11 protein-coding genes are annotated in these 12,294 nt (G+C 59.9%); 4 read left to right on the forward strand and 7 right to left on the reverse strand.

Annotation, left to right across the window (positions count from 1 at the left end; translation table 11 throughout):
• Window positions 1-33: 33 nt before the first annotated feature.
• The 4 genes from H2Z33_RS08260 to H2Z33_RS08275 all read left to right on the forward strand — a co-directional run bounded on the left by H2Z33_RS08260 (window position 34) and on the right by H2Z33_RS08275 (window position 5,146).
• Entirely contained in the window at window positions 34-582 is a 549-nt protein-coding gene (locus H2Z33_RS08260; RefSeq protein WP_003861973.1) for a helix-turn-helix domain-containing protein, read from the forward strand.
• A 17-nt stretch (window positions 583-599) separates the two neighbouring features.
• Window positions 600-1,595: a LacI family DNA-binding transcriptional regulator gene (locus H2Z33_RS08265; protein WP_003861974.1), complete on the forward strand. Its 996-nt coding sequence runs from the start codon at window positions 600-602 to the stop codon at window positions 1,593-1,595.
• Window positions 1,596-1,700: 105 nt separating this feature from the next.
• Entirely contained in the window at window positions 1,701-3,824 is a 2,124-nt protein-coding gene (locus tag H2Z33_RS08270) for an alpha-galactosidase (RefSeq protein ID WP_063135446.1), read from the forward strand.
• Window positions 3,825-3,868: 44 nt separating this feature from the next.
• Window positions 3,869-5,146: an MFS transporter gene (locus H2Z33_RS08275; protein WP_015569924.1), complete on the forward strand. Its 1,278-nt coding sequence runs from the start codon at window positions 3,869-3,871 to the stop codon at window positions 5,144-5,146.
• Here the strand turns inward: H2Z33_RS08275 and rhaM are convergent.
• The 7 genes from rhaM to rhaD form a co-directional block, all read right to left on the reverse strand.
• The gene (rhaM, locus tag H2Z33_RS08280) at window positions 5,134-5,448 is read right to left on the reverse strand and encodes an L-rhamnose mutarotase (protein ID WP_015569925.1); all 315 of its coding nucleotides are present in this window, start codon (window positions 5,446-5,448) and stop codon (window positions 5,134-5,136) included. The genes H2Z33_RS08275 and rhaM overlap by 13 nt on opposite strands.
• Window positions 5,445-6,593 carry a lactaldehyde reductase gene (gene fucO / locus H2Z33_RS08285; RefSeq protein ID WP_022649823.1) on the reverse strand — a complete coding sequence of 383 codons (1,149 nt, stop codon included), beginning with the start codon at window positions 6,591-6,593 and terminating at the stop codon, window positions 5,445-5,447. Before fucO ends, rhaM begins: the two co-directional genes overlap by 4 nt.
• 97 nt (window positions 6,594-6,690) lie before the next feature.
• On the reverse strand, window positions 6,691-7,695 hold the full coding sequence (locus H2Z33_RS08290) for an ABC transporter permease (protein WP_015569926.1): 1,005 nt from the start codon (window positions 7,693-7,695) through the stop codon (window positions 6,691-6,693).
• Window positions 7,692-8,696, reverse strand: coding sequence for an ABC transporter permease (locus tag H2Z33_RS08295; protein WP_033487977.1), 1,005 nt, complete (start codon window positions 8,694-8,696; stop codon window positions 7,692-7,694). Before H2Z33_RS08295 ends, H2Z33_RS08290 begins: the two co-directional genes overlap by 4 nt.
• Window positions 8,697-10,199 (reverse strand): sugar ABC transporter ATP-binding protein, encoded by a 1,503-nt coding sequence (locus tag H2Z33_RS08300; protein ID WP_063867244.1) that lies wholly within the window; start codon window positions 10,197-10,199, stop codon window positions 8,697-8,699.
• Between the two features lie 99 nt (window positions 10,200-10,298).
• Window positions 10,299-11,285, reverse strand: coding sequence for a rhamnose ABC transporter substrate-binding protein (rhaS, locus tag H2Z33_RS08305; RefSeq protein WP_017382691.1), 987 nt, complete (start codon window positions 11,283-11,285; stop codon window positions 10,299-10,301).
• 82 nt (window positions 11,286-11,367) lie between these two features.
• Entirely contained in the window at window positions 11,368-12,198 is an 831-nt protein-coding gene (gene rhaD / locus H2Z33_RS08310) for a rhamnulose-1-phosphate aldolase (RefSeq protein ID WP_015569930.1), read from the reverse strand.
• Between the last annotated feature and the right edge of the window lie 96 nt (window positions 12,199-12,294).

The following is a 12,294-nucleotide window of genomic DNA, read 5'->3' on the forward strand; positions in this document are numbered from 1 at the left end:
TTCGTTCGTTATAGAGAGAAAGAGGCCGTTATTATGACGCAGCCAATCAGCGTGATCGCCAAAAGCCTGGTGCGAGAACGCTTGCGAACCGGGCTCTCACTGGCGGAAATTGCCCGCCGTGCCGGGATCGCCAAATCCACGCTTTCTCAACTGGAGTCTGGCAACGGCAATCCTAGCCTGGAAACGCTGTGGTCGCTTTGCGTGGCGCTGGATATTCCGTTTGCCCGGTTACTGGAGCCGCAGCAACCCGTCACGCAGGTGATCCGCCGCGGCGAGGGCACAAAAGTCGTCGCCGGGCAGGCGAACTACGAGGCGATTTTGCTCGCGGCGTGTCCGCCTGGCGCGCGTCGTGATATCTATCTGCTGCTGACTCAGCCGGGGGCAGACCGTATTTCCCAGCCCCATCCGCCTGGGTCGGTTGAGCATATTATCGTGACCCAGGGGCGGGCGATGGTCGGTCTGATCGACGCGGCGGAAGAGCTCGGCCCGGGAGATTACATTTGCTACCCCGCTGACCAGCCGCATATCTTTAAGGCGCTGGAGCCGGATACGCACGCGCTGCTGGTGGCGGAACAAAACTAACGAAGATACGGAAAATCATGTCGCTTAAAGCCATTGCCAAAGAACTGGGGCTGTCTGTTACCACCGTCAGCCGCGCCCTCAACGGGTATGACGACGTTTCTGCTGAGACGCGCGCCCGCGTGGAAGCGGAGGCCCAGCGCCGTGGCTACCGACCAAATACCTTTGCCCGTCGCCTGAAGATGGGCAAAATCGACGCCGTCGGGCTGGTGTTTCCGGTGCATCCTGTTCCGCTCAATAACAGCGTTTTTATGGACATGGTCGGCGAAATTAGCCACGAACTGGCGCGACATGAGATTGACCTGCTGCTCATCGCTGACGACGATCTGGCGGACAAACACAGCTATATGCGCATGGTGCAGAGCCGACGCGTGGATGCGCTGATTGTGGCGCATACGCTGGATCACGATCCGCGTCTTGAGCAGCTACAGGCCGCCGGGTTCCCGTTCCTGGCGCTCGGCCGCAGCCAGCTCCCGCAGCCGTACGCGTGGTTCGATTTCGACAACTATGCCGGCACATATCAGGCCACCCGCTGGCTGATCGAGAAAGGCCATCAGCGCATTGCGCTGCTGGGCGAAAGCAACAACCAGGCATTCATCACCCAGCGCCGCCAGGGCTACCTGGACGCGCTGCGGGAAGCCGGACTTTCCAGCGAATGGCTGCGCGCCATGCCCCCTTCGCGTCGCGTGGGGTATGCCACCACGCAAGAACTTCTCTCCCTGCCGCAGCCGCCCACGGCCATCATTACTGACTGCAACACCCACGGCGACGGCGCAGCGATGGCCCTGGCGCAGATGGGGCGCTTAACCGGTGAAAATGCCGTTTCGCTGGTGGTCTATGACGGCTTACCGCAGGACAGCATTGTCGATATCGACGTCGCGGCGGTGATCCAGTCTACCCGTCAGGGCGTCGGGAAACAGATTGCCGATATGGTGCGCCAGCTGATTAACGGCGACGACATCGACACCCTTCAGGTGCTCTGGCAGCCGGAATTTTCCCCAGGCCAGACGGCCTGATTACACCAAAAATTCAAAACCCGATCACAGATCCGAAACGTTTTGGTTTGTATCCGAAACGTTTCGGATCAACACTCAGGACATCCCGATGACAGGAGATGTCCGATGCAAGATGCCATTTTTCGACTTGAAAGCAATACGGTTGACGTGGTGCTAAAAACCCACCCGTTCGCCGAAATTCTCTACTGGGGGCCGCACCTTCAGCACTTTACGCCGCAGGATGTGCTGAGTATTGCGCGCCCGGTTGCTAATGGCAGGCTGGACGTCGACTCCCCCGTCACGCTGATGGCAGAGCTGGGGCATGGGCTGTTTGGCTCGCCGGGCATCGAGGGGCACCGCCAGGGGCTGGACGGATCGCCGGTATTTAAAACCACGCAGGTGCAGCAGGCGTTAAACGCCCTGACAATCACTGCTGAAGACGAGCATGCAGGCCTGCGCCTGACCAGTGAAATAACGCTGGATGCCAGCGGCGTACTGGTGGTGCGTCATGGGTTAACCAACCTGAAAACGCAGGCGTGGCAGGTGGATCGATTTGCCGTGACGCTGCCGGTGGCCGAACGCGCGCAGGAGGTGATGGCCTTCCACGGACGCTGGATCAGGGAGTTTCAGCCGCACCGCGTGATGCTTGAACATGACAGCTTTGTGATTGAAAACCGTCGGGGTAAAACCTCCCATGAACATTTCCCGGCGCTGATTTCAGGTACGCCGTCATTCAGTGAAATGCACGGCAACGTCTGGGGTATACATCTGGGCTGGAGTGGTAACCACCGCCTGCGCGCAGAGGCGAAAACCGATGGCCGCCGCTATATGCAGGCCGAAGCGCTCTACCTGCCGGGTGAAATGGCGATTGAAGAGGGGGAAACGCTCTGGACGCCGCGCCTGTATGCCAGTCACTCCCCGCACGGGCTGAACGGCATGAGCCAGCAGTTCCACCGCTACCTGCGCGACAATGTTATCCGCTTCCTGGAAGATAAACCGCGCCCGGTGCACCTCAACACCTGGGAGGGGATCTACTTCAACCACGACCCGGACTACATCATGCGCATGGCCGACGAGGCCGCTGCGCTGGGCGTGGAGCGCTTTATTATCGACGACGGCTGGTTTAAAGGCCGCAACGACGACCACGCCGCGCTGGGCGACTGGTATCTGGACAAGAAAAAATACCCGAACGGCCTAAAGCCGGTAATCGATCACGTTAAACAGCTCAGCATGGAGTTTGGTATCTGGGTTGAGCCGGAGATGATTAACCCCGATTCCGATCTGTATCGCGCGCACCCTGACTGGGTGCTGGCGCTGCCGGGCTACGCCCAGGCGACCGGGCGACACCAGCTGGTCCTCAATCTCAATATTCCGCAGGCCTTTGAATATCTGGTCGAACGCATGAGCTGGCTGCTGGGCGAACACGCGGTCGACTACGTGAAATGGGATATGAACCGCGAGCTGGTGCAGCCAGGGCACAAGGGCAAAGCCGCCGCCGACGCCCAGACGCGCCAGTTTTACCGCCTGCTGGACGTGCTGGGCGAGCGCTTCCCGCACATTGAGTTTGAATCCTGCTCGTCGGGTGGCGGGCGTATTGATTACGAAGTGCTGACCCGCAGCCACCGCTTCTGGGCGTCCGATAACAACGACGCGCTGGAGCGCAACACTATCCAGCGCGGCATGAGCTACTTCTTCCCGCCGGAGGTGATGGGGGCGCATATCGGTCATCATAAATGTCACGCCACCTTCCGCCAGCACAGCATTCAGTTCCGCGGGCTAACAGCGCTGTTTGGTCACATGGGGCTGGAGCTGGATCCGCTCACCGTCGATGCGCAGGAGCGTGAAGGCTATCGCCATTACGCCGCGCTGCACAAGCGGTGGCGAGAGGTCATTCATCACGGCACCCAGTGGCGCGTGGATATGCCGGACGCCACCACCCTGGCGCAGGGTATAGTGAGCGAAGATAAGACGCAGGGGCTGTTTTTGGTCAGCCAGCTCGCGATGCCGGATTACACCCTGATGATGCCGCTGCGCATGCCGGGGTTAGACGCCAGCGCGCTGTACCGCATCACGCTGCTCGATCACCCGAACATCCAGATTACGGGCGAGGGCGGGCACACCATGCGTAAGCTGCCTTCGTGGATGGAAGCGCCGCAAACGGTGAGCGGCGAGTGGCTGATGCAGGCGGGTATTGCGCTGCCGATTCTGGATCCGGAAACCGCCATTCTGATTGGTGTGGAACGCGTGTAAGGGTGACGGGCCGGGCAACCGGCCCTCCGTTGAGGATAAAAATAATGAACACAACAACCTGTACCCACAAAGACAACCCTAATTTCTGGATCTTCGGGCTGTTCTTCTTTCTCTACTTCTTCATCATGGCCACCTGCTTTCCGTTCCTGCCGATCTGGCTGTCGGACATCATCGGCCTGAACAAAACCCATACCGGGATTGTTTTCTCCTGCATCTCGCTGTCGGCCATTGCCTTCCAGCCGGTGCTGGGGGTCATTTCGGACAAGCTGGGGCTGAAAAAACACCTGCTTTGGATCATCTCGGTGCTGCTGTTCCTGTTCGCGCCGTTCTTCCTGTACGTCTTCGCCCCGCTGCTGAAAACCAATATCTGGCTGGGGGCGCTGAGCGGTGGGTTGTATATCGGCTTTGTCTTCTCAGCGGGGTCGGGGGCGATTGAGGCCTATATTGAGCGCGTAAGCCGCAACAGCTTTTTTGAGTACGGCAAGGCGCGTATGTTCGGCTGTCTCGGCTGGGGGCTGTGCGCCTCAACGGGCGGCATCCTGTTCGGCATCGATCCGTCGTACGTCTTCTGGATGGGGTCGGCCGCGGCGCTGTTGCTGATGCTGCTGCTGGTGGTCGCGAAACCGAAGCCTAACCAGACGGCGCAGGTGATGAACGCCCTGGGCGCGAATCAGCCGCAGATCACCGCCAAAACCGTCTTTACCCTGTTCCGCCAGCGCAGAATGTGGATGTTCATCCTGTACGTGATTGGCGTGGCCTGCGTGTATGACGTCTTCGACCAGCAGTTTGCCACCTTCTTCAAAACCTTCTTCGCCACGCCGCAGGAGGGGACCCGTGCCTTTGGTTTCGCCACCACGGCGGGGGAAATCTGTAACGCGATCATTATGTTCTGCTCGCCGTGGATCATTAACCGCATCGGCGCGAAAAACACGCTGCTGATTGCCGGGGTGATCATGGCGACGCGCATTATCGGCTCGTCGTTTGCCACCACTGCCGTGGAGGTGATTGCCCTGAAGATGCTGCACGCGCTGGAAGTCCCGTTCCTGCTGGTGGGGGCATTCAAGTACATCACCGGGGTGTTTGATACGCGCCTGTCGGCCACCATCTACCTGATTGGCTTCCAGTTTGCCAAACAGTCGGCGGCGATCTTCCTCTCCGCCTTTGCCGGAAATATGTATGACCGGGTCGGCTTCCAGGAGACGTATCTGATACTGGGCTGCTTCGTGCTGGCGATCACGGTGGTGTCGGCGTTTACGCTGAGTGGCAGGCGGGAGATTGCTGCCGCCTCGGGGGCAGCAGCGTTAACACATCAGTCCAGGTAAAACACCTCTTTCAGCGCCGAACTCACCGGGCTGTTATCCGGGTTCGACGGCATAACGTCACCCATATATTTCCACCAGCGCTGGCAGACATCGGTGTTTGCCACCGCGTTCCAGCGCTCTTCCGATTCAATCTCCACCGTCGCAAACAGCAGGTTGCGAGCTTTGTCGAGATAGATGGCGTAGTGGTGCGCGCCGTGGGCTTTCAGTACCGCCTCCAGCTCAGGCCAGATCGGGTTGTGGCGACGTGCGTACTCCTCGTGCGCGTCCGGGTTTACCTGCATCACAAACGCTTTGCGGATCATAAAGCCTCCAGGTACAGCTCGCGGACCTCATCGCGGCTGGCGGTGCGCGGGTTGCACGGCGCGCACGGGTCGGCGAGGGCTTTATCCAGCCAGCCTTCAATATCGGCTTTGGTGACGCCGAGCTGGCTAAATCCGGACGGAATGCCGACCCGGGCGCTCAGGTCACGAATCGCCTGAATGGCTGACATGCTGGCCGCTTCATCGCTCATGCCGCGCGTGTCAACGCCCATCGCCTGCGCCACGCGGGCGAAACGTGCGACCGCGTTCGGGCGGTTAAAGTTTTCGATGATCGGCAGCAGAATGGCGTTGCACACGCCGTGTGGCAGGTTGTGCGTCGCGCCCGGCTGGTGCGCCAGGGCGTGCACCAGCCCCAGACCGGCGCTGTTAAACGCCATGCCCGCCAGATACTGACCAAAGGCCATCTGCTCGCGCGCTTCCAGGTTATGACCATCGTCAACCGCTTTCGGCAGCCAGAGGTTGATCAGGCGAATCGCCTCCAGCGCGTTAGCATCGGTCAGCGGGTGCGCGCCGACGGACACGTAGGCTTCAATCGCATGGGTCAAGGCATCCATGCCGGTTGCGGCGGTCACGGAGGCCGGAATATCAAGCATCACGCTGGCATCGTCCACGGCGATATCCGGGATGATGTTCGGGTCGATAATCACCTCTTTCACCTGCCGCGCGGAGTCAATGATCACCGCGTTGCTGGTCATCTCTGCTGCCGTGCCTGCGGTGGTGTTGATCGCCACCAGCGGCACGCCCGCGTTTTTCACCTTGCCGACGCCGGAGTAATCGGTTGACGGACCTGGGTTGGCGGTGAGGATTTTGATCGCCTTGGCGGTATCAATCGGGCTGCCGCCGCCAAAGGCAATCAGGTAATCACACTCCGCATCCTGATATGCCGCATAGCCTTTTTGCACCAGCGCTTCCGTCGGATTCGGGAATACCTCATCGAACAGGTGATACGACATCTGATGGGCGTCGAGCGCGGAAAACAAACTGTCGAGCAGGCCAAGTTTCACCAGCTGGCCGTCGGTGACAATCAGCGCTTTTCCCCACTGTTTGTTTGCCACCAGATTGACCATATCGCCGATCGCGCCCGCGCCGTGCAGGCTGATTTTGGGGAGTGCCAACATAAAGCTCATGATAATTCTCCTTAATTACTGTGATTTTTATGCCCGGCGGCGCTGCGCTTGCGCGGGCCTACGGTTAAGTAGGCCGGGTAAACGCAGTGCCACCCGGCTATGAGATCCGTCTTCGCTGCATCACCCGGCGGGTAATAATCGGCAGCGAAATCACCACGATCAGCATCGCGCCGATAATCACCGACATCACGATGCCGGGCACGTTGAGCAGGCTCAGGCCGAAGGTCACCAGCCCCATCAGGAAGGCGGCGATAATCACGCCCACCATGCTGCCGGACCCACCGAGAATATTGACGCCGCCGAGCACCGCCATCGTCACCACCGCCAGCTCCCAGCCCATCGCGATGGTCGGGCGGGTACTGCCCAGACGCGAGGTGAGCAGCACCGACGCCAGGCCGGACATCAGTCCTACCAGCGCAAACAGGATCAGGTTGTGGCGCTTCACGTTGATGCCGGAGTACCACGCGCCGGTCGGGTTGTTGCCGATGGCGTAGGTGCGGCGGCCAAAATTGGTGCGGTGCAGCACAAAGGCAAACAGAGCGGCCAGCACGATAAACAGCGCGAACTCAAACGACAGCGCGCCCCAGACGTAGCCCTGGCCGAACCAGGCGAAGCTCTCCGGGTAGCTGTTCAGCGCCTGGTCCCCGAGCAGGATGTAGGTGATCCCGCGGTACAGGCTCATGGTGCCGATGGTGATGACGATGGACGACAGGTTAAAGCGCGTCACCAGAATACCGTTGAACAGCCCGCACAGTAGCCCGACGCCTAATCCCACGCACACCAGCAGTGGCGTATCGACGCCCGCTGCCGCGCAAAAGCCCATCACCGTGGAGCTGAGCGCGATGGTGGAGGCCACAGACAGGTCAATTTCCCGGGCGATAATCAGCATCGCCATCGGCAACACAATGATCGCTTTTTCCGTGAAGTTGAACGTCGCGTCGGAGAGGTTCCAGATATTGAGGAAGTAGGGCGAGGCGAGCGCGTTCACCACAAACACCGCCAGCGTCACCGCCAGCAGGAAGCCCTCCCAGCACAGCAGGCGCTGGAAGATGCCCGGCGCAGAAGTGGGTTTGAACTCTTCAGATGTCATCATTTTGCTCATGGTTTCACCGCCAGTTTCTGACGTGCCAGCGCCGCGTCGTGCAGGATCAGCCTGCCTTTGCGCCTGTTGCCGCGCTCGTTCAGCAGCACAGCGATGACAATGACCGAGCCGGAAATCGCCATCTGCCAGAACGGGGAGACGCCGATCACCGGCAGGGCGTTGTTGATGACGCCAAGGAACAGCGCCCCGAACAGACAGCCGAGCACGCGGCCGGTGCCGCCCATGGTGCTGATCCCGCCAATCACACAGGCTGCCACCACCTGCAATTCAAAACCGTTAGCGACGTCAACATACGCAACGGCAAAGCGTGATATCCACAGGTAGCCGCAGAACCCGGCCAGCAGACCGGAAAGGCAGAAGCTGATGAACTGCATTTTCCCGGCGTTGATCCCGGTGTAGTACGCTGCCGTGGCGTTCCCGCCTGCGGTGTAGAGCGCCCGTCCGGTGCGACTGTAGCGCAGGAAGTAGCCCACCAGCAGCAGTACGGCGATGGCGCACCAGCTCAGCACCGGCAGGCCCAGCACTGACGCACGCGGCAGGCCGAGGAAGTCTGCACCCATCTGGTTGGAGTTCACCCAGCCGCCGCCGGAGAGCAAAAAGATCATTCCGCGGTAGATGCTCATGGTGCCGAGCGTCACCACAATCGCCGGAATGCCCAGTTTCCACACCAGCAGGCCGTTTATTGCGCCCATCAGCAGCCCAAGCGCGCTGGCAAGGATCAGCAGCGCCCAGACGGGCACGTCCGGGTAATGGAAATTAATCAGGGCGACAATCATCCCGGTCAGGGCCAGATTAGCCGCCATCGACAGGTCGATGCCTTTAGTGAGCAGCACCATCATCTGCCCGAGCGCGAGGACGATCAGAATGGCGGTGTCGTTAAACATCTCCACCAGGTTGCCCGGTGCGATAAACGATGGCACGCGGCTGCCAATGGCGACGACCATCAGGACAATCACCGCGCCAAGCAGCGCCTCGCGGTGTTTTAAGAGTGAGCTAAGCATTTATGCCGCCTCCTGTTTTGCACCGCTGGCGGCGCTGACGATGGTTTCCGCCGTCGCGTCTCCCGCCTGGTATTCGGCCACCATCAGCCCCTCGTGCATGACGATAATGCGATCCGCCATGCCCATCACTTCCGGCAGTTCGGACGAGACCATAATCACCGCCAGCCCCTGACTGACCAGCTCGGACATAAACTGATGCACGGCTGCCTTTGAGCCGATATCGATGCCTTTTGTTGGCTCATCGAGGATGATCACGTCAGGGTGCGTCGCCAGCCATTTGCCGATCACCACCTTTTGCTGGTTGCCGCCAGAGAGGGTCTCCACCGCCTGCTTCCAGCTGAAGGCTTTCACTTGCAGGCGTTTGGCGTACTCGTCCGCCAGCTTCCATTCGCGGTCGTCATGCAGCACGCCGTTCGGATTGAGCCTGCTGAGCTGAGGCAGGCTGATGTTCTGGGCAATCGGCAGGGCGATAATCGCCCCCTGTTTCTGCCTTTCTTCTGGCACACAGACGATACCGGCTTTGATCGCATCCGCAGGCTGGCGGAAGCGCCGGGGCTGGCCATTGAGGATAATTTCCCCGGACGATGGCCGCGTGACGCCGGAAAGCGCCTGCATCAGCTCGGTACGCCCGGCACCCACCAGCCCGTAAAAGCCGAGGATCTCCCCTTTACGCAGGGAGAACGAGATATGCGCAAACTCGGTCGGATGGCAGAGGTTTTTCACCTCCAGCACCGTCTCGCCTTTTTCGCAGTCGATTTTCGGGAAGGTTTGGGTAATGGCGCGCCCGACCATCATCGACACCATCCGCTCCTCGGTGATCTCATTTATTGCCCCTGCACCGACGAACACGCCGTCGCGCAAAATGGTGTAGTGATCGGCCAGCTCAAAAATCTCGTCGAACTTGTGGGAGATAAACAGGATGGCTTTTCCCTTCTGCTTTAAGCGCTCCACAATCTGGTAAAACTCGAGGATTTCATGCTGTGACAGCGCCGCCGTGGGTTCATCGAGGATCACCACCTGCGCCTCAAACGACAGCGCGCGGGCAATCGCCACCATGTGACGCTGGGCGATGCTCAGGGTTTTCAGTGTTGCGCGCGGGTCGATTTGCACCTCAAGGCGGGCGAGAATAGCCTGCGCCCGGCGGTGCATTTCCGGCCAGTCGAGCTTTTTCAGGAAGCCTTTGTGAAGGTACTGACCGACAAAGATATTTTCGGTGACCGAGAGTTCATCGAACAGGACGGTTTCCTGGTGAATGGCGGTGATGCCCATTTTATGCGCCGACTCCGGCGTCGGAAGGTGAACGGGGATCGCCTTGTAGAGAATTTCGCCCTCGTCGGGCTGGTATATGCCGGTCATCACTTTGACCAGCGTCGACTTGCCCGCGCCGTTTTCGCCGATAAGCGCCGTCACTTTGCCGGGCCACAGCGCAAGCTGCACGTTCTCAAGAGCACGCACGCCGGGGAACACCTTGGTGATGCCAGAAAGCTGTAGCAATGGGGTCATGATAGTTCTCCTGGACAGGGGAATTTGTAGGGCGGGTAAGCGGCAGCGCCACCCGCCTTTTGCCGGATGGCGCTACGCTTATCCGGCCTACAAATCGCATCAAAAGATTTTTGAGAACTTATCAATATTGCTGGCATCGTAAACGAACGGCTCGGCCATCGCGCCGTTGCCGTCGGCATCCAGCTTCACTTTGCCCAGCTTGCCCATGCTGGCCTCGCCTTTCGTGGCGGTGCCTTTCACCAGGTCATCCGCCAGGTAGGTTGCGGCATAGCCCAGGTCAATCGGGTTCCAGATGGCAAAGCTCTTGCTTGCGCCGGACTTCACCGCGCCCGCCATCTCAGACGGCAGGCCTAAACCGGTGACGTACACTTTGCCAATCTTGCCCTGGTCCTTCACCGCCTGCGCGGCAGCCACAATGCCCACGGAAGAAGGCGAAACAATCACTTTCAGCTCCGGGTAGGTTTTCAGCAGGCCGACCGCTTCGCGGTAGCTCTTGTCAGAGAGATCGTCCCCGTAGGCCACGGTCACCAGATTGACGGACGGGTACTTCGGCAGCACCTTTTTCATCTCCGCAATCCAGGTGTTCTGGTTGGTGGAGGTTGGCGTGGCGCTCAGCACCGCCACATCGCCTTTCTCCACGTTCAGCGCTTTCAGGGCATCGGCGGCGAGCTTGACGTTAGTTTCGCCAATCAGGGCGTTATTGGACGGGTTGAGGTGGATCTGACGCCCGGCTTTCGCCACGCCGGAATCCCACGACACAACCTTGATGCCGCGCTGCATCGCTTTTTTCAGCACCGGCACGACGGCGTCCGGATCGTTCGCGGAAATCGCGATCGCATCCACGCCCTGGGCGATCAGCCCGTTCAGCACCTCGATCTGCGCTTCCGCCGTGGTGGTGGTCGGGCCGGTATAAATCACTTTTACATCGCCTAACTCTTTGGCCGCCTCCTGCGCGCCGACGTTCGCTGCCTCGAAGAATCCATTCCCTAAGGACTTCGCCACCAGGGCGATTTTCACTTCTGCTAAAGCGGAACCGGACAACGCCAGAGTGGCAACGGTGAGGATCAAGCTTGCTTTTATTTTCATTGCTTTTACTCCACTGACTTGAGTTAGTTGTAGGGATTGCAGGTGGTTTTCGCCCCGTCTCGGTGAGCGGGGCGCGATGTTGTTATTGGTACAAATCTAACGCCGACTGCATTGGGGTGACGCCAAAGCGTTTACCCAGGGCGATCAGTTCTTCCCGGGTGATGGTCTGCTTCATGCCGCCCATGGAATAGACCTTCACCAGCACTTCCGCGGATTTCTCGGCGGTGTCGATCAGGCCGAAGGTTTCATCCAGCGTCGGGCCGCTGCCGAAGACGCCATGGAACGGCCACAGCACCAGTGAATGTTTCTGCATGTCCGTCGCGGTTGCCTGGCCGATTTCGTCGGTGCCCGGCACCATCCACGGCAGAATGCCGACGCCGTCCGGGAACACCACCAGACACTCGGTGCTGCCTTCCCACAATTTGCGGGTGAAGAAATCAGAATTGTTTTCCAGCACGTAGGTCAGGGCGATCAGGTTGGTGGCGTGGCAGTGCATGATCACGCGGTCCTTGCCATTGGTCGCCTTGATGCGCTCGCAGTGGGAGAGGAAGTGCGCCGGCAGCTCAGAGGTTGGCACCGCCTCATCCGTCAGCCCCCACAGAATGTGGTAGCCCGCGCCGTCGCTATCCACTTTCACTACGCCGAGGTTGGCCTGCGGGTCGAGCTGAACGTTGCGGAAGAACTTCCCGGAACCGGTGACGATAAACGGCGTGTTGGCGAGCAGCGGCATCGGCTGGCTCAGGGCGATATAGCGCGGCTTCTGGTGGAAATCGGCGGCAAATGGCTCGATATCCGCGTCGTCCAGGCGTAGCGTCAGGTTGCCGCCGTTGCGCTCGTCCCAGCCCTTCAGCCAGGCGTCGGAGGTGGCTTTGATCATACCCTGGACGAACCAGGAGGTGGTGATGGTCTGCATACTGTGTTTCCTTTGAAAATGCCGGGTGGCGCTACGCTTACCCGGCCTACTTTTACCTGTAGGCCCGGCAAGCAACGCGCCGCCGGGCAATGTTTT

Source organism: Enterobacter sp. YSU (assembly GCF_016082135.1).
GTDB lineage: Bacteria > Pseudomonadota > Gammaproteobacteria > Enterobacterales > Enterobacteriaceae > Enterobacter > Enterobacter hormaechei_C.

Bases quoted from the DNA above. Each gene is read 5' to 3' on its own strand.
- H2Z33_RS08270 (WP_063135446.1), top strand. From the start codon at position 1,701: ATGCAAGATGCCATTTTTCGACTTGAAAGCAATACGGTTGACGTGGTG.
- rhaM (WP_015569925.1), bottom strand. From the start codon at position 5,448: ATGATCCGCAAAGCGTTTGTGATGCAGGTAAACCCGGACGCGCACGAG.
- fucO (WP_022649823.1), bottom strand. From the start codon at position 6,593: ATGAGCTTTATGTTGGCACTCCCCAAAATCAGCCTGCACGGCGCGGGC.
- H2Z33_RS08300 (WP_063867244.1), bottom strand. From the start codon at position 10,199: ATGACCCCATTGCTACAGCTTTCTGGCATCACCAAGGTGTTCCCCGGC.
- H2Z33_RS08275 (WP_015569924.1), top strand. From the start codon at position 3,869: ATGAACACAACAACCTGTACCCACAAAGACAACCCTAATTTCTGGATC.
- H2Z33_RS08260 (WP_003861973.1), top strand. From the start codon at position 34: ATGACGCAGCCAATCAGCGTGATCGCCAAAAGCCTGGTGCGAGAACGC.
- H2Z33_RS08290 (WP_015569926.1), bottom strand. From the start codon at position 7,695: ATGAGCAAAATGATGACATCTGAAGAGTTCAAACCCACTTCTGCGCCG.
- rhaD (WP_015569930.1), bottom strand. From the start codon at position 12,198: ATGCAGACCATCACCACCTCCTGGTTCGTCCAGGGTATGATCAAAGCC.
- H2Z33_RS08295 (WP_033487977.1), bottom strand. From the start codon at position 8,696: ATGCTTAGCTCACTCTTAAAACACCGCGAGGCGCTGCTTGGCGCGGTG.
- H2Z33_RS08265 (WP_003861974.1), top strand. From the start codon at position 600: ATGTCGCTTAAAGCCATTGCCAAAGAACTGGGGCTGTCTGTTACCACC.
- rhaS (WP_017382691.1), bottom strand. From the start codon at position 11,285: ATGAAAATAAAAGCAAGCTTGATCCTCACCGTTGCCACTCTGGCGTTG.